We start from the raw sequence: 17,719 nt of genomic DNA, 5'->3' as shown, positions 1-17,719 counted from the left end.
CCCTGGCATGGGGAAACGATTTGTCGTGCCGGCGGCCGGTATGCGGGCCGGTATGTCGACGCAGCCGGGTCAATGCCCCCGCGAGGTGCCCCGACCAGCACGTTCCCGCGGCTCCGACCGCATCCAGGACAGCGTCCGGAGCAGTTCCACCGACGGCACGGGTGTCCGGGAGAAGACATCGGGCAGGCGGCGGGAGAGCACCAGGACCGGCCGCGCTCCCGGGACCTCGACGGACACCCCCGACACGTCGGGCAGGTCCGGCAGGTCCGGCACCCGGGGGGTCGCCACCTCCCCCACTGTCGGCCGCCACGGGGCGAGCAGCCGGTCGAGGCCGGCGAAGCCGGCCAGCGCCGACTCCGCCGCGGTCCCGGCGCCCGCGGCCGCCGGGTGCCCGGCCCACGCGCGCCGCACGGGGGCCGGCGCCGGACGACCGGCCGCGGCGGTGACTCCACCGATGGCTCCGGTGACGGCCACCGCGGGCGGCTCGACGGGCGGGGGCGGGGGTGGCGGGTCCATCGGCACGGCCACCCGGTCCCGCCCGTCGCGCGTCGCGGGCGACCCCGCCGCCGGGCCGGCCCCGGCCGCACTCACCACGGGCAGCGCCGCCTGCTCGGCCCGGCTGGACCGCGCGGCGGTCAGCGCGTCCCCCGGGACGACGTTCATCCCGGCCGCCGCGGCGACGATCGCGACGACCCCGGCGGCCGGAACCAGTCGGCGGCCCGCCGCCGGCACCCGACGACGCAGACCCGGCCGGCCCTGCGCGCCGTCCCCGGCGGCACCTCCGCTGGCCGGAGCGTCCCCGCCCGTCGGAGCTCCCGCACCCGTCGGAGCGTCCGGGCCCGTGACGACCTCGAGGACCCGGTCGGCGTCCGCTCGCGGGTCGATGCCGGCCGGCACGTCACCGGAGACCAGCCAGCGCAGCAGGTCCGCCGCACCCGGGCGCAGCTCCGGCCGCTTGCGCAGCGCCGTGGTCACCACCGGGCGCAGGTCGGCGGGGACGCCGTCGATGTCGGCGTCTCCCTGCACCGTACGCAGCACGAGCGCCTGCAGCGGCCCGTCACCGAACGGCGCCCGCCCGGTCGCCGCGAACGCGACCGTCAGCGCCCAGCCGAAGACGTCGGCGGCCGGGCCCGGCCGGTTGTCACCGGCGATCAGCTCGGGCGCCATGTAGCCGACGCTGCCCAGCACCACACCGGAGGCCGTCATCGTCCCCGGCAGGCCCGCGGCGATGCCGAAGTCGATCACCTTCGGGCCGTCCGCGGCGAGGATGACGTTGCTGGGCTTGAGGTCGCGGTGCACCACGTCGACGTCGTGGATCGCGCGCAGCGCCTCGGCGAGACCGGTCGCGAGGGTGCGCAGGGCCTCCTGCCCGGCGGGGCCGTCCGCCGTGACGGCGCCGAGCAGGGTGGGGCCGTAGACGTATTCGGTGGCGATCCACGGCGGGTCACCGGCCGGTTCGGCGTCCAGGAGGCGGGCGACCCGCGGGCTGTCGATGACGGCGATCGCGGCGGCCTCCCGGGTGAACCGGCGGCGGAAGCCCTCGTCGTCGAGGTACTCGTCGCGCAGCACCTTGACGGCGGCCTGGCAACCGGCGCCGTCCACGCCGAGGTACACGACGCCCATGCCGCCGCTGCCCAGCCGGGCCGCCAGCCGGTAGGGCCCCACGACGAGCGGGTCACCGGCCCGCAGCGGCTTCAACGCCACCAGCTCCTCCGACCGCCAGGTTCCTGGGCCGCTGCGTCGGACGGGTTCACGGTCACCACCGGATCACTCGTGATCGGACATCGGACATCGGGCATCGGGCGGACGTGCCCGACGGGCTCGGCACCCGGTTGGCGGCCCACCGCCGCGCGCACGGCGACCACCGGGCTCGAGCCCGTCCACAGGTAGATACGCGGTGACCACCCGGCTACCCACGCGCCACATCAGCGCAGCCACCCGAACGGCCCCGAGCCAGGTTCGGAGTCGGGTTCAGGACCGGGTTCCGGGCACCGGCGCCGAAGGCCGGTGGGCGGGCCGTCCGGTCGCGGATACTCCGGGAATGGGGCGCACCTATGACCGGATCGACGACCGACTGCGGTCGTTCATCGAGGATCAGAAGATCTTCTTCGTGGCGTCGGCGCCGCTCTCCGCCGACGGCCACGTCAACCTCTCGCCGAAGGGCCGCGACGGCTCGCTCACCGTGCTCGACGAGCGGACGGTCGCCTACCTCGACTTCGGCGGCAGCCACGCGGAGACGATCGCGCACCTGCGCGAGAACGGCCGGATCACCCTCATGTGGTGCGCCTTCGACGGGCCACCGAAGATCGTCCGGGTGCACGGGACCGGTGAGCCGGTGTTCCGCGACGACCCGCGGTGGCCGGAGCTGATCGCCCGCTTCCCGCCCGGCCAGGCGGCCGCGGGCGGGCTTCGGGCGGTCATCCTGATCTCCGCGCGGCGGATCAGCGACAGCTGCGGCTACGCCGTCCCCTTCATGGACTACCGGGACGAGCGCCCGCTGCACGCCCAGTACTTCGACCGCAGGACGGACCCCGAGTTCGGCGCCTACTGCGATCGGGCCCCGTACAACGGCGCGAGCATCGACGGCCTGCCCGCCCTCCCGCTCCCCCTGCCGCCCCGCACCGGCTGAGCCGCTCTCCTACCGACCGAGCCACCGGCTGAGCCGGCCCGTGCCTGCCCGGCCTGCGGCGACATCGCAGGTCCTGTCACCTGCGAACGGAAAGCACCGTACGATCCCGGCGTGTCGGTTTCGCCTCCCGCCGCGCCGCGAGGCCGCGCAGACGACGGGTCTCCCGCCTCCCCCGCGACGGCCCCGCCCGTCGCCCCGGCCGGCGGGCGGGCAGCCTCGCTCACCCATGCCCGGCTGCCGCTGCTGTTCTCCGCCGTCGGGCTGGAGAGCACGACGGCGGTGGTCGCACCGTTCATCGCCGGGACGCTGGGAGCCGCGCCGATCGCGCTCGCCGGGATCGAGGCGGCGGGGCGTGCCGGCGGCAGCGCGGCCCGTGCCGGCGCGACGAAGCTCGCCGACCGCCGGCCCGGGCTGCGCGGGCCGTTCACCGTCGCCGGGAACGCCGGGCTGGCGCTGGCCGCCGCCTTCCTGGCCGGAAGCAACGCCGTCTGGCAGGCCGGGGCGTGCCGGTCGGGGTCGTGGGTGGCACGCGGCCTGGGTACCCCGCCGCTGCTGGAGGTGGCGAGCTCGACCTCCGCGCCGCGCGAGCTCGGTGCCCGGCTCGGCCTCGAGCGCTCGGTGGGGGCCCTCGGCGCCGCCTTCGGCGCGCTCGCGGCGGCGCTGCTGCTGGCGTTCGTCGAGGTGCGGACGGTGATCCTGCTCGCGCTGGTCCCGGTGGTCGCCGCGGTCGCCGTGAGCGCGCACGGCACCCTGCGCGGGCGGGACACGCTCGACCACGGCATCCCAGCCCAGACCCGACCCCAGCTCTCGCTGCTGCGCCAGCCGCCGCTGCGCCGGCTCGCCCTCGGCATCACCTGCTACGAGGCGTCCAACATCGCGGCCGTGCTCCTGCTGCTGCGCGCCAGCAAGTTGCTGCCCGACGGCTCCGGACGGCTCAGCCAGCTCCAGGTGGTCGCCGTGCTCTACGGCCTGTTCCACCTGTCCTCGGCCGCCGCGGCGGTGTGGGGCGGCCGGCTCGCCGACCGGTTCGGGGCCGGTCGGGTGATCGCGACCGGCGCGGCCTTCCTGCTCGGCGCCTACGCCGGCTTCGCCTTCGCCGGCGAGGGTGACCTGACCGCGATGACGGTCTGTTTCCTGCTCGCCGGGACGGCCGCGGGCGCGGTCGACGCCGCCGAGTACACCGGCGCCGGGCGGCTCACCCCGCCGGAGACGCACCGGGCCGTGTTCGGCGCGCTGTCCGGGCTGCAGAGCGCCGGCCGGGTCGTCGCGACGATCACCGCCGGCGGGCTGTGGACCCTCGTCGGGCCCGAGGCCGGGCTGCTGGTCTGCGGCCCGCTGCTAGTCCTGTGCGTCGCCCTGTTCACCAGGGGCACCGACCGACCGCGTTGACGGCCGCCCGCGGGCCCGCTCGTCGGGGAGCGTCACGGTGTAGGCGTCGAGTGTCTCCAGGGTCGTCCTGATCACCGGATGGTCCAGGTCGTAGCCGAGCAGCCGCAACGCGATGATCGAGTAGACGGCGGGTGGCTGGATGTCAGAAGACGGTTGAGAGCGGGTCGCGGCCGGGGGACGGCTCGTCCCAGGCGATCCGGTAGTCGTACATGGCGGCCATCTGGCGCAGGCCGACCTTCATCGCCACCGGGACGATGTGGTCGCGCATCCAGCGGGCGGGGGCGTTCGGCGGCGGGGTGCGCGGCCGGTTGCGTCGGGCCAGCCGGTGGACGTGCGCCACCCGCTCGGCGCGGGCCGCCCGGTAGGCGGCGAAGCCGATGGGGGCCGTCGGGGCGTCGCGCAGGCAGCGGCCGAGCACGATCGCGTCCTCGATCGCCATGGACGCCCCCTGGCCGGCGTGCGGGAGCATGGCGTGGGCGGCGTCCCCGAGCAGGCAGACGTTGCGGCGGTACCAGGTCCCGACCGGCTCCAGGACCGACAGCGGGAGCCGCTCGAGCCGGTCGGTCGCGTCCACGACCGACCGCAGGTGGGCGGGGGCGTGCTCGAGCTGGGTGAGCAGCCGGCGTCGCACCTGCTCCTGACCGGCGTCGGTGCGCGGTGAGGGCCACGGGTCGGTGGACACCATCGACATCGCCCACATCACCTCACCGCCCGCCGTGCCGTAGTGGATGAACGTCCCGGTGCCGACGATGGTGAACTCGAGCATGCCGGTCTTGTACGAGCGGCCGACGCGGTCCGCGAACCCGCCGACGGTCACCAGGCCGGCGAAGGTCGGCCAGGGCGTCTCGGGCGCGACGTGGCGGCGCACCCGGGAGCGCAGGCCGTCGCAGCCGAGCAGGAAGTCACCCACGGCGCTGGAGCCGTCGGCGAAGTAGGCGCGGACGCCGGCCTCGCCCCGGTCGTCGACCGAGTCGAACCTGCTCGCCGGAACGACCGGGATCCCGCGCCGGTCGAGCTCCCGCAGCAGCACCCGCCGCAGCTCGCTGCGGCGGATCACCCGGGCGGGCGCCTCGATCGTGCCGAGGTGGCGGCCGTGGACGTCGACGAAATGGTTTCCCGCCGAGAGGTGCCCGGCCTCGTCGAGGCCCTGGACGCCGAGAAGCTCCAGGCCGCGCAGGCCGTTCGGGGCGACGCCGAGCAGCAGGCTGCCGGCGGACTCCGGGTCGGCGTCGGCCTCGAAGACCGTGGGAAGAATGCCGGCCCGGGCAAGCGCTATCGCCGCCGCGGGTCCCGCGATGCCCCCACCGATCACCAGCGCCTGCCGACCAGCCATCCCCATGCGCTTAATTATCCGCACGAATAGGCGACCACTCGGACGGGGCGGGGGTGGGGCCCCGCCGCGATGGTCAGGGCGGCGGGGTAGGGCCCCGCCGCGGGGGTCAGAGCGGCGGGGGTGCAGCTCCGCCGCGATGGTCAGAGCGGGCGGGGGGTGCGGCCCCGCCGCGGGGGTCAGGGCGGCGGGGCCGCTCTGCGCGGCAACGGCCGTCGGGTCAGGGACGGCCGTCATCAGGAATTCGCCGCCGGCCGGGGCCGGCCCGCGAACAGATCGCCGCAGCGCTCTCGGCACCGCCTCGTGGGGGGCCCGACAGGCCCCGGGCGGTACGCCGATCGGGGTGTGTTTTCCCTGGTGGCAGGGGTTTCTCGAGTCCCGGGGAGGGACTAGTCCCGGGCTATACGGACACCACCCGTCCGGGCGAGGGGCACCACGATCGCGGGGGGCCCGCGGTGCCGTCAGCTCCACCCGCGCCACGCCGGCGAACGGGTCAGCGTCGGCCCCGGCACCGGCGGCGGAGGGATCGGCCGGCGGGGCGGCAGGACCGGCCCCGATCCGTAGGCCGAGCGGGTCGCGGGCGCGGCGGGCACCGTCCCGGGCCGGTTCAGCAGGCTCTCGGCCTGGCGCTCGGTCAGCACCCGCAGCAGGCTCCCCCTGCGCAGCTCGATCCGGGGCGCGGGCGGCCGCCCGGCGGCAGCGTCGGATCGGCCCCCCCGGCTGTCCCGGCTCCCGCTGCCGGCGCGGCTCCCCCGGCCGTCGCGGCCGTCGCGGCCCGAGCCGCTGGACTGGCTGGACCAGCTCGGCCCGGTCGGCCGAACGAGCCGCGCCGGCGACGTCGCGGTGGGCCCGTGAAACGAGCTCCCCCGGTCGTCCACGGCCAACTGCCCGATCACCCGCACCCAGGTGCCCGCGAGCCGCGCAGGGTCGCCGTGGGTCGCGACGAGCTCCCTGCTGACCCGGTCCCACCCGACGACGCTGAAGCCGCCGCCACGGTCGTCCCCGAACTCCAGGACCGTGATCATGCCGGTGCGTTCCAGCTGCCGGACCCGGACGACCCGACCGACGACGGTGATCTCCTCCCCCCGGCGGGCGAGCAGACCGGCCCGGTCGAGGGCGGAGAGCACCCCGGGCCCACCGACGGGCACCGGGGCCGGCCGCAGCGGCCGGGTGCGCAGGTAACGCGCCGCGCTCACCGTGCTGACCACACCCACGACGCCGGCCGGACGCGGGTGCCATGTCACCGCCTCGTGCCCGCCCACCGGCACCGGACCAGCCGGCCGCGCCGGCCGCACAGGTCGCACCGGATGCGGCGGAAGCGCTGAACGGTCCGCGGGCGCCGCGCGGCCCGCGGGCGCCGGGCCGGCCGCGAGTGCCGGGCCGGTCACCCCGGCGCAGCCGGCCCCGCCCACCGCGCCCGACCGGTACGGAGCGCCCGACCGGTACGGAGCGAGCGCGTCGGCGTCGAGCACCGCCGGCACGTCCTGGAAGTCGACCAGGCAGGCGTCCCGCAGCCGGCGCGCGGCGGCCGCGACCCCGGGCATCCGCTCGAGGCGGGCGAACAGGGCCGAGGCGGACGGGTCGGCGAAGTCCGCGGCCGAGAAGATCAGGTTCTCGCCGGTGTTGAACTCACGCCACAGGCCCGGATTCCGGGCGAGGGCGGCGAGCGACACCGTGATCACCTCTTCGGCGAAGCGGTCGAGCGTGACGTCGTACTGGTTCGAGCGGTCCGGATGCTGGTAGTTGCGGTGGCCCCGCTCGGAGGCGCCGAGCCCGCTCAGCCCCGGCAGGTACATCCCGTCGTAGTCGACGAGCCGCACGGACGTGTCCGGCAGCACGAGGATGTTGCCGTGCTGCAGGTCGCCGTGCGCGGCACCGCGGCGGCGCAGCTCGGAGACGGCGAAGCCCAGGCCGAGCCGGGCCCGGTCGAGGTGCGCGGGCCGGTCCAGGTTCTCCTGGACCCAGTCGTCGAGCCGCGCGCCGTCGATCCACTCCATCCGCACGATCGGCCAGCAGTGGCCGCGCACCCGGATCCCGGCCGGCTGGTAGTCCACGCCGACCAGGAAGTCCAGCGCGGCCGAGCGGACGAACTCGGCGATGCAGGCGTAGCGCAGCTCCAGGTTGTCGCTGTGCCGGTGGAAACAGCGCACGGCGTGGCGCCGGCCGTCCAGGCTGACGTCGAAGGTCAGGGCGAACCCGCCGGTGGCGACCGCCGGCATGCCCAGCGGGGTCAGCCGCGGCACGCTCTCCCGCAGCTGGTCGTCCAGGAAGGACAGCCGCGGGATCTGGACGGCCTGCTGGTAGTCGAGCAGGGTTGGCAGTTTCATTCACATGCCCTCGGGCCGGCGCGGGCTCACGCTTGCACCACGCAGATCGTCGTGTCGTCGTCGGCGAGGTACCCGTGGTGCCGGTAGGCGGCGACGGCGCGGGAGAACCGGCCGGCGGTCTGCGCGAGCCAGCAGGGCGACGGCATCCGGCCGCGGGTCTCGGCCGCGTGCAGCAGGAGCCGGGCGAGCGCGTCGGTGGCGAGGACGAGCACGTCGCCAGGCCGCAGCTCACCGGTCAGCAGGGTCGGCTCCGGGGCGGACGGGCCGTGGCTGCCGACCAGCTCCGCGAACCGGGTGAAGTCGCTGGACCGCCCGACCGGGCCCACCGAGCGCGTCTCCCCGTCGCGTAGGTGGAACACGCACGAGTCACCGACGCACGTCGCTGTCCAACTCTGGTTCGCGACGTCGACGGAAAGCCCGAGGAAAGACGCGTCTGCGCCCGACTGCAGCTTCGCCCGCGCGAACCAGGGCAGCCCCGGCCGGCTCACCTGCGCCCACCAGCGCTCGCGCAGCGCACGCAGGACGTCGGGAGCGAGCGGGTCGAGCCCGTCGTGGGCGTAGGCGTCGACCAGCAGCCGGCTCCACACCTCCGGTCGGGCCGAGGTCGACGCCCCGTCGGCCACGGCGAACCGGCCGAGCTCCGGCCGGATCGCGCAGCTGTCCTCGTTCTCCGCCGGCGACCGGCCGAGCCTCGCCACCGAGTGGGCTGTAGCCGCCAGAACAACGGCCGCTCCCGAGGGCATGGGCGTGGGTTTCGGCGCGGGCGGCGGTGCCGGCTGCGACGGTGCCGGCGAGGCGGTCGCCGGGCGCGCGGACGTCGCCGTGGCGGGCAGCGGGGTCATCCCGCCGACCGCGGCCCGACGGTGAGGTCACGCAGGCCGGTCGGCGTGACCGCGCGGGTCCCGATGTCGAGGAACTCGATCAACGCGGTGACGTCGGCGTTGTAGAGGAATCCCCGCGAGCCCGTGCCGGCGGGATATCCCAGGCTGCCGGCCGCCGCCACCATCGTGGGGGGCAGCGCGCTCGACATGTCGAACAGCGCGCGGGCGAAGTCGTCGGGCAGATCGGCCCGGTCGTCGGGAAAGGTGACGGCGTTGCGCGCCGTGGCCGACAGGTGGGCGTTGAACAGCAGCGCGTCGCCGTCCGCCGTGCCGGCGGCCCGCACCCGGGCGGCGGCGATCCGCGGGTCACCGTCCGTGCTCTGACCGTCGGTGACGTTGACCACGATCGGCGGGAAGCTGGAGGCGTGCCCCCGGCACCACTCGTCGACGATCCAGGCGGCCGTCGTCAGCGCCTCTGCCATCGGGGTCCAGCCGTCCGCGACCGGGTCGACCCAGGCCGGGATCGGCGTCTGCACCTCGACCAGGCCACCGGCGCCGTCGGAGATCCGGCGCAGCACATGGTCGACCCGGTTCGGGTTCAGCGCGACCTCGCTGATGGGCAGCAGCGGCCGGCTCGCGCTCGAGCCGTACAGGACGGGCGACACACCGCGCCCATAGCCCAGAATTCCTACCTCGAAATAGTCGTAGACGCGGTCGTCACCTTTACTGCAGAGCAGCACGGCGTTGCCGAGAAGCCGATTGACGGCGAGCGCGAGCTGGTCTGCCTTGCTCATCGCGCCACCGGCCCAGGTCTCGGCCATCGACGTCGAGTGATCGATGACGAGCAGCAGACAGGCCGGCTGCTTGCGATTGATCTCGGCGGAGTACATGTCCTTATCGTTTCATATCGCCTGGCCATTCCGATGCTCCGGTGGCGCTCGACAACAGTCCGCGCCCGGCCCGGTAACACCTTTTGATGAATGCGCGCCGGAATCTCGTCCGGGCTGCCCGACAACAACGGGCCGCGCCGGCGCGGGAGCGGTGCCCGCGGGCTCGGCGCGGCCTGCGGCGCCGCCGCCGGAGCACCGGTCAGCGCGGTGCTCCGGGGCGGTCCGTCGATCCCGGCACGCCCGGCGCCGGCTCGCGGGCCGCCTTACCTGCCGGGGCCCCCTCGTCGGCCGGGGCCCCCTCGTCGGCCGGGGCCGTCGCGTCGGTCGGGGGCGTCGCGTCGGGTGCCGCGCCGGCTGTCGGGTCCCGTCCCGGCGGGGCTCCCCGCAGGACCGCCAGGGCGTGCTCGTAGGCGTCGTGGGTGGGCAGCAGCCTGCGAACGTTCAGCGGCGCCAGGTCCTCGCGGTTCGTCCGGCCACAGCGGGGGCAGGTCTGCTGGCTCAGGGGCAGCAGCACGCCACAGCCGCCGTCACCTGCTCCGCAGCGGCGCCAGTCGTCCCCCACCTCGATGCGCGATCGCTGGTGGGCGAGGCGCCCGGCACCGCCGCGCCCGAGGGCCCTGGCCAGCCGCCGGGCCGGGCGCGGCCAGCCGCCCCGGGCCGCCTGGTCGCCCGCCGTGCTCGCCGTGCTCGCCGTGCTCGCCGGGGCGCCCGGCGGCGTGGTCTCTCGCATGCGCGTCCTCGCTCCTCTGTCGGGCGATGGCGGTGATGTCCCGGCCTCGCTCACCGGCCTCCCGCACCGGCTTCGGTCACCGGCCGCACCGGCCCCGGCCGCCGGCGTCGGGCCGGCCGGCGAGGGACCGCCCGGCAGCCGCCAGCGGCCGCCGGCGCGGGACGCCGCCGGTCAGAGATACGCCCGGCGTCAGCGGAAAGCGACACTACGGATCGATGGTGATATCGACAATCCGTCGGTGCCAGCCAATGGCCCGAACGTCTCACGCGTTCGGGTCGCACGTCCTCATCTCGGCGCCCGGGCGCGGGGTGGAATGACCCGCCGCCGCGGGGTCGGGGTACTGCCCGTTACCCCGTTTAGCGTAGCCCGATGGCGCCATCCCTATTTTGAGCCCATACCCGACGTGGGGCACGATTCGCCCGTGGTCGCTCCGTCGGCTTCTTCGCCGGCCGGGTGCGCGGTCCCGACCGGGCCCGATATCCGCCGGGCGCCGCCCGATGACTTCCGCGCGCGGGCCGAGCCGGTTCTCCCGCCCGTGTTCCCCCCACCGGACGGACCGAGAACCGCCGAAAAGGTCACGGGAAATCGCCCCGGCGCGGCGCCCAGCCGCCCCGCCTGCGCACGTCAGGAGTGTTCGGATGGACAGCACCCGCCCAGAGCAGGGCCGCTCCGGGGCGACCGCGGACCGGGCCCGCGACGCGTGGCGGGCCCGGCTCGCCGAGCTGTCGCCACCCGCCCAGATCGAGGCGCTGCTCGACCTCGTCGTCGACCACGTGGTCGTGGTCACCGGCAGCCACGGCGGCTCGGCGGGCGTCGACCGCGGTGCCCCCTGGCGCGCGCTGGGGGTCTACCGGCGCATCGCGGACGTCCTGCGGGCGAAGCTCACCGCGGCGACCGGGGTGCGGCTGCCGGCGACGGTGCTCTTCGAGCGCCCCACACCGAAGGCGGTGGCCTCGTTCCTGCACGCCGAGATCCTGGGCGTGCGCGAGGAGGCAGCCGACACCGTGCCCGCGCCCACGCCGGCCGCACCGGCAGAGGGGGGCGGGCGCGGCGCCGATCCCGTGGTCGTGGTGGGCATGGGCTGCCGGCTGCCCGGCGCCGACTCGCCGGAGGCCCTGTGGGAGCTGGTGGCGCAGGGCCGTGACGTCATCGCCGGCCTGCCGACGGACCGCGGCTGGGACCTGGACGGCCTGTACCACCCGGACCCCGAGCACCCGGGCACCGCCTACACCCGCCAGGGCGGCTTCCTCCCCGGGGTCGGCCTGTTCGACGCCGGCTTCTTCGGGATCGGACCCCGCGAGGCCACCGCGATGGACCCGCAGCAACGGCTCATGCTCGAGGTGTCCTGGGAGGCGTTCGAGCACGCGGGCATCGACCCGCACCGGCTGCGCGGCAGCCGCACCGGGGTGTTCACCGGTGTCTCCCTGCAGGACTACGGCCCGCCCTGGCACGACGCCCCCGCCGAACTGCAGGGTCACCTGCTGACCGGCAACGCGCTGGGCGTGGTCGCCGGCCGGGTCTCCTACACCTTCGGCTTCGAGGGCCCCGCGCTGACGGTGGACACCCAGTGCTCCGCCTCGCTCGTCGCCGTCCACCTGGCGACCGCGGCCCTGTACGCCGGGGAGTGCGACCTCGCCCTCGCCGGCGGCGTCACCGTGATGAGCACGCCGTCCATGCTGATGGAGTTCAGCCGCAAGCGCGGGCTGGCGCCCGACGGCCGGTGCAAGGCGTTCTCCGCCGACGCCGACGGCACCGGATGGGCCGAGGGCGCCACCGTGGTCGTCCTCACCCGGCTCTCCCACGCCCGCGCGCGGCAGCTGCCGGTGCTGGCCGTCGTCGCGGGCAGCGCCGTGAACCAGGACGGCGCCAGCAACGGCCTGACCGCCCCCAACGGCCTGTCCCAGCAGCGGCTCATCCAGCAGGCCCTGGCCAACGCCGGCCTGCGCGCCGGCGACGTCGACGCGGTCGAGGCGCACGGCACCGGCACCCCGCTCGGCGACCCCATCGAGGCCCGCGCGCTGCTCGCTACCTACGGCGCCGGCCGGTCCCCGGACCGGCCGCTGTACCTGGGCTCCCTCAAGTCCAACATCGGCCATGCCCAGGCCGCCGCGGGCACCGCCGGCATGATCAAGATGATCGAGGCACTGCGCCACGAGACGCTGCCCGCCAGCCTGCACATCACCGTCCCCACCCCCCACGTGGACTGGGCGACCGGCGCCCTCACCCTCCTGACACAGCCCACGGCGTGGCCCGCCACCGCACGGCCGCGCCGCGCCGCCGTCTCCGCCTTCGGCGTCTCGGGCACCAACGCCCACCTCATCCTCGAGGAGCCCCCCGGCCCGGCCCGCATCCCCGCGCAGGCCACGCCTACCGCCGCGCCCACCGGCGCCGCCGAGGACCGGGACGCCGTCCGCGGCGGGGACACTCCCGAGCGGGCGGCCAACCTGCCCACGACGGTGATCCTCTCCGCCCGCGGTGACGAGGCGCTGCGCGCGCACGCCGCCCGCCTCGCCGACCACCTCGCCGGCCATCCGGACGTCACCGTCGACGACGCCGCCCACACCCTGGGCGCGCGTGCCCAGTTCCCCACGCGCGCCGCCGTCGTCCTGGACGGGCCGCCGACGGAACGGGCGTCCCACCTGGTTCGGGCGCTGACCACGCTGGCCGCCGGGCGGGCGGCGCCCGCTCTCATCCGCGGCAGCACCCCCGCGGACCTCGCCGGCGCCCGGATCGCGATGGTGTTCACCGGCCAGGGCAGCCAGCTCCACGGCATGGGACGGCGGCTGCACGCCTCCTACCCGGCCTTCGCCCGCGCGCTCGACGCCGCGTGCGACCGCTTCGAGCCGCATCTCGACGAGCCGCTGCGCGACGTCATGTTCGCCGCCCCGGACACCCCGCCCGCCGTCCTGCTGGACCAGACGCTGTACACCCAGTGCGCGCTCTTCGCCTACCAGAGCGCCCTGTTCCGGCTGTTGGAGAGCTTCGGGGTCACCCCGCACCTGCTGCTCGGCCACTCCGTGGGCGAGCTCACCGCGGCGCACGTCGCCGGCGTCTGGACCCTGTCCGACACGGCCGCGCTGGTCGCCGCCCGCGGCCGTCTCATGCAGAGCTGTGTGCCCGGCGCCATGGCCGCCGTCGGCGCGACCGAGGACGAGGTCCGTCGGTGCCTCGACGAGTACGGGGGCCGGGTCGACATCGCCGCCGTCAACGGCCCCACCGCCGTCGTCGTGGCCGGTGACTACGACGCCGTCGGCGCGCTCGCGGCGCACTGGGCCGAGCAGGGGCGCCCGACCCGCGGCCTCGCCGTCAGTCACGCCTTCCACTCCGCGCACATGGATCCCGTCCTCGACCGCTTCGCCGCCGTCGCCCGCACGCTCGCCCACCGCCCGCCCGCCGTCCCGATCGCCTCCGCCCTCACCGGACGTCTGAGCACCGACCCGGATGCCCCGGTCGACCTCACCGACCCGGCGTACTGGGTCCGCCACATCCGCGAAACCGTCCGGTTCCACCAGGCCGTCACCCGCGCCGACGCCGAGAACATCACCACCTACCTGGAGATCGGGCCGAAGCCCACGCTGACGCCGTACCTCGGCGACGCCCGCGTGGTCACCGCGGCACGCCGCGGGCAGCCCGAGACCACCGCTCTGCACATCGGCCTCGCCGAGCTGCACACGCACGGCACCCCGATCGCGTGGCGGGCGGCCAACAACCCGCACGCCGCCAGCCGCCGGCCCGCCCACCGCCACCTGCCCACCTACCCGTTCCAGCGCCGCCACCACTGGACGGACCCGATCCGCCGATCCGCCCCGCCCGGCGCGCCCGGCCCGGACGGGTGGCGCTACCGCATCAGCTGGCGCTCCCGGCCCGTCCCCAGCACCGGCGCCCTGCCCGGGACGGACGGCACCCCGCCGCCGCTCACGGGCCGCTGGCTCCTGCCGCTCCCGCCCGCGGGCGTCACCGACGAGGAGATCTCCCGCGTCTCGTGGATCGTCGAGCGCCTCGGCGGCACCGTGCTCCGCGTGCCACTGCGCCACGAGGACGCCGACCGGGCCCGCCTCGCCGCCCGCCTGCGCGCCCTCGGCCGGCCCGGTGCGATCGCGGGCCGGGGCGGCGTGCTGTCACTGCTCGGCCTCGACACGACGCGCCACCCCGACCACCCCGCGCTCACGACCGGTTTCGCCCTCACCTGCGCGCTCGCGCAGGCCCTGCACGACATCGAGCTGGACGCGCCGCTGTGGACGCTCACCCGTGGCGCCGTCCGGACCGGGGCCGCAGCCGCGACGGCGGCCAGCGACCGGATTCTGGATCCGGCCGGGGCGCTACTCTGGGGGCTGGGGCGGTCCCTCGCCCTCGAGCGGCCAGGTGCCTGGGGCGGTCTCGTCGACATCCCCGCCGAGCTGGACGACACCACGCTCGGCTGGCTCGGCGCCGCACTGACCGCACCGGACGGCGAGGACCAGTTCGCCGCCCGCCCGGCGGGGCTGCTGGTACCTCGCCTGGTCCGGGAGACCACGCCCGTCACCACCGCACCGTGGGACGTCCGCGGAGCGGTTGTGCTCATCACCGGAGGCACCGGCGCCCTCGGCACCCGGATCGCCCGCCGTCTCGCCCGCGACGGAGCCCGCCGGCTGATCCTGGCCAGCCGCCGCGGCCCGGACGCGCCCGGGGCGGCCGAGCTGTGCGCCGAGCTGACCGCCCTCGGCGTCCAGGCCGTCGTCCGTCGCTGCGACGCCTCCGCCGCCGACGCGGGCACCGCCGCGGCCGCCGGCACGGGCACGGGCACGGGCACGGGCACGGGTCAGCTGGCCGCGCTCGTCCGCGAGCTCGCCGCCGATCCCGAGGCCCCGCTCACCGCGATCGTCCACGCCGCGGGCGTCGACGGCCCCATGGCCGCGCTGCCCGAGCTCGACCTGGGCCAGATCGCGGCCGTGCTCGCGCCCAAGGCCGGCGCCGCCGAGCTCCTGCACGAGGCCGCTGGGACCATCCCGCTCGTGTTCCTGTCGTCGGTCTCGGCGACCTGGGGCAGCGGCGGCCAGGCCCCGTACAGCGCGGCGAACGCCTACCTCGACGCGCTGGCCGCGTTCCGGCACGCCAGCGGGCACCCGGCCACCTCGGTCGCGTTCGGCCCGTGGGCCGAGGCCGGCATGGGCGCCGAGCCGGCCCGCCGTGACTACCTGCACCGCCGCGGCCTGAACCCGCTCACCCCCGACCGGGCCATCGATGCCCTGGCCCAGGCGGTTGGCACCGGACGTCCCGGCCCGGTCACCGTCGCCGATGTCGACTGGGCGCGGTTCCTGCCCGCCTACACCGCCGCCCGGCCCTCACGCCTGTTCGACGAGCTACGCGCCACCGCCGACGAAGCCGCCTCCCCGGCCGCCGCCGGAACGCAGCCCGCGGATCTCACCGGGGCGCCGCGCGGTGATGGCGCGGAGCCGGGTGATGATCTCGCGGCGCTGCCCGCGGCGGAGCGGGGCCGGGCGCTGCGCGAGCTCGTCCGGGCCGAGGCCGCGGCGGTGCTGGGCCACCGTGAGGCCGACGAGGTCGAGACGGGACGCCGCTTCCTCGAACTGGGCTTCGACTCGCTGGCCTCCGTGCAGCTCAGCCGCCGGCTGGCGGGTGCGACCGGGGTCGCGCTCGCCACCGCCGCGGTCTTCGAGCACCCCACCGTCGCCGACCTCGCCGACCACCTCCACGCCCTGCTCGCCAGCCGGCCCGCGCCCGGCGCCACCGGCGCCGGCGTCGGCGCGGTCGGCGCGGTCGGCGCGGTCGGGAGCGGCACCCGAACCGGGACCGGCTGGACCTCGACCAGTGCCAGTGCCGCCGGCGGCCCCGCCGTAGGCGGCGCGGAGCCGGTCGGCGTCCGTGGGCTCTACCGGCAGGCGTGCGCCGACGGCAAGTTCGCCGAAGGGGTCGGGGTGCTGCGCGCCGCCGCAAAGCTGCGGTCGACGTTCACCGCGCCGAGCGAGCTGGCCAGGCGGCCACGTCCGGTCACCCTCGCGTCCGGCCCGGCCGGGCCGGCGCTGGTCTGCCTGCCGTCGATGGTCGCGCCGTCCGGGCCGCACACCTTCGCCCGGCTCGCCCTGCACCTGCACGGCCGCCGCGCCGTGCATGCGCTGGCACACCCCGGCTTCGGCGACGGCGAGCTTCTGCCCGCCACCGCCGATCTCGTGGTCGACCTGCACGCCGAGACGGTGGCCGCGCACTTCCCCGACACACCGGTCGCGCTCGCGGGCTACTCGTCCGGCGGCTGGCTGGCACACGCCGTCGCGGCGCGGCTGGAGGCACGCGGCATCCACCCGAGCGCCGTGGTCCTGCTCGACACCTGGCTGCCCGGCGACCGGATCCCCGAGGCCGACATCGCCGAGGAGCTGCGCGGCATCGCCGTCAACGACCAGGCGTTCGCGCTGATGACCGAGTCCCAGGTGACCGCGCAGGGCGCCTACCTCGACCTGTTCGAAGGATGGAAACCCACGTCGGTGCGTGCGCCGATCGTCCTCGTCCGCGCGGTCCAGCGCATGCCGGGACAGCGGGCCGACCCGGACCCCGCGGGCCCGGTGACCGGCTGGGCGGACGAATGGGACCTGGCCTTCGACACGAGGGACACCGCCGGCGACCACCAGTCGATGATGAACGAGCACGCCGGCTCCACAGCGCGCACGGTCCACGCCTGGCTCGGCGACCTCCACGCACGCCGGTCCCCGGCCCGTACTGTCGCCAGCGGGACGGCTGTCCGCTGACGCCGCCAAAGCCCCATGCCCCCACGCCAGCCCGAACCCGGTCCAGGCCGGGGGTGTTGTCGGGCCCCCGGCCTGGATCATCCGTCACACCGTCCGCCGGGTTTCACTCCCGTGCCGCATGCCATTGCCCGGCTGGCGCGCGGGGCAGGCCGACGTCGGTCAGGTGCAGGATCCCGGGCCTTGCGGCCTTGACGTTGAAGGCGGCGTTGACCGCGGGCAGGGCGGTCATGGTGTCCCACTCGTGGTTGCCCTAGTGCTCGGGCGGGATGAAGCGGATCCGGGTGTCGATCCCCGGCTCCCCGTCGATGACCACGCGGTACTGGTCGTCGTTGAACTCCCAGTCCTCGTTCAGATGCTTGGTCAGGTACCAGCGGAACTTCATCTGGATGACCGTGCTGCCGCTCAGGTTGCCGTTCCAGCCGACCTCCACAGCGGCGTTCGTGCCCTTCTCGATGGTCATGTAGCCCAGGTCGACCGTCTGGGAGGCGGTGGCGTAGCCGAGGAAGAACTCGACGCTGTCGAGCGTGTATTCCAGGGCGTGCGCCATGCGCTGCACGGCTTCCTCGGCCGGCATCATCCACAGCTTCGCCATGTCGGCGATCTGCGGTGTGGTGCCGGTCAGGGAGATGCCCATGGCCTCCCAGGTCTCCTTCGACTCGTAGACGGAGCAGTCGGCGGCCTCCAGGATGGAGATCTTCCGTACGTCCCGGCACACGCCGGTCATGGCCGTCACCATCGTGTTGATCCACCCGGGGCTTATGCCCGTGATGTAGAGCGAGCTGTTCCCGCGGGCGCAGGCGGCCTCCAGCCGCTCCTTCGTCTCACCCTTGACTCCGCCGACGTTGAAGAACAGGTTGGTGCTGACC

At 75.7% G+C, this 17,719-nt stretch carries 11 protein-coding genes and 1 pseudogene; 3 read left to right on the top strand and 9 right to left on the bottom strand.

Features of this window, described 5'->3' with window-relative positions; translation table 11 throughout:
* Window positions 1–69 precede the first annotated feature (69 nt).
* Entirely contained in the window at window positions 70–1,704 is a 1,635-nt protein-coding gene (locus AC559T_RS19115) for a serine/threonine-protein kinase (RefSeq protein WP_498869611.1), read from the bottom strand.
* A 337-nt stretch (window positions 1,705–2,041) separates the two neighbouring features.
* Between AC559T_RS19115 and AC559T_RS19110 the strand changes: the two genes are divergently transcribed.
* Window positions 2,042–2,629: a pyridoxamine 5'-phosphate oxidase family protein gene (locus AC559T_RS19110; protein WP_071063107.1), complete on the top strand. Its 588-nt coding sequence runs from the start codon at window positions 2,042–2,044 to the stop codon at window positions 2,627–2,629.
* Window positions 2,630–2,740: 111 nt separating this feature from the next.
* The gene (locus AC559T_RS19105) at window positions 2,741–4,018 is read left to right on the top strand and encodes an MFS transporter (protein ID WP_071063106.1); all 1,278 of its coding nucleotides are present in this window, start codon (window positions 2,741–2,743) and stop codon (window positions 4,016–4,018) included.
* Here the strand turns inward: AC559T_RS19105 and AC559T_RS19100 are convergent.
* The 6 genes from AC559T_RS19100 to AC559T_RS19075 all read right to left on the bottom strand — a co-directional run bounded on the left by AC559T_RS19100 (window position 3,968) and on the right by AC559T_RS19075 (window position 10,116).
* Window positions 3,968–4,159, bottom strand: a complete 192-nt coding sequence (locus tag AC559T_RS19100) for a hypothetical protein (RefSeq protein WP_498869638.1) — start codon at window positions 4,157–4,159, stop codon at window positions 3,968–3,970. The genes AC559T_RS19105 and AC559T_RS19100 overlap by 51 nt on opposite strands.
* A 1-nt stretch (window position 4,160) precedes the next feature.
* Entirely contained in the window at window positions 4,161–5,357 is a 1,197-nt protein-coding gene (locus AC559T_RS19095) for an FAD-dependent oxidoreductase (protein WP_112109124.1), read from the bottom strand.
* Window positions 5,358–5,809: 452 nt separating this feature from the next.
* Entirely contained in the window at window positions 5,810–7,675 is a 1,866-nt protein-coding gene (locus AC559T_RS19090) for a DNA-binding protein (protein ID WP_498869610.1), read from the bottom strand.
* A 26-nt stretch (window positions 7,676–7,701) separates the two neighbouring features.
* A complete protein-coding gene (locus AC559T_RS19085) occupies window positions 7,702–8,373 on the bottom strand; it encodes a hypothetical protein (RefSeq protein WP_498869609.1) in 672 nt (223 codons plus the stop codon).
* A 140-nt stretch (window positions 8,374–8,513) separates the two neighbouring features.
* Window positions 8,514–9,386: a vWA domain-containing protein gene (locus AC559T_RS19080; RefSeq protein WP_020461782.1), complete on the bottom strand. Its 873-nt coding sequence runs from the start codon at window positions 9,384–9,386 to the stop codon at window positions 8,514–8,516.
* Window positions 9,387–9,585: 199 nt separating this feature from the next.
* Window positions 9,586–10,116, bottom strand: a complete 531-nt coding sequence (locus AC559T_RS19075; RefSeq protein ID WP_498869608.1) for a hypothetical protein — start codon at window positions 10,114–10,116, stop codon at window positions 9,586–9,588.
* 638 nt (window positions 10,117–10,754) lie between these two features.
* Here AC559T_RS19075 and AC559T_RS19070 point away from each other — a divergent pair.
* Complete coding sequence (locus AC559T_RS19070; RefSeq protein ID WP_498869607.1) at window positions 10,755–16,853, top strand: type I polyketide synthase; 6,099 nt, start codon at window positions 10,755–10,757, stop codon at window positions 16,851–16,853.
* A 103-nt stretch (window positions 16,854–16,956) separates the two neighbouring features.
* On the opposite strand, the gene AC559T_RS19065 is transcribed toward AC559T_RS19070, so the two are convergent.
* Window positions 16,957–17,082, bottom strand: coding sequence for a hypothetical protein (locus AC559T_RS19065; protein ID WP_498869606.1), 126 nt, complete (start codon window positions 17,080–17,082; stop codon window positions 16,957–16,959).
* Between the two features lie 21 nt (window positions 17,083–17,103).
* A pseudogene (locus tag AC559T_RS19060) lies at window positions 17,104–17,719 on the bottom strand (hypothetical protein); the annotation flags it as partial.

Source organism: Frankia sp. Hr75.2, assembly GCF_949319125.1.
GTDB classification, from domain to species: domain Bacteria; phylum Actinomycetota; class Actinomycetes; order Frankiales; family Frankiaceae; genus Parafrankia; species Parafrankia soli.
This window is presented reverse-complemented; position numbering and strand designations above follow the sequence as displayed.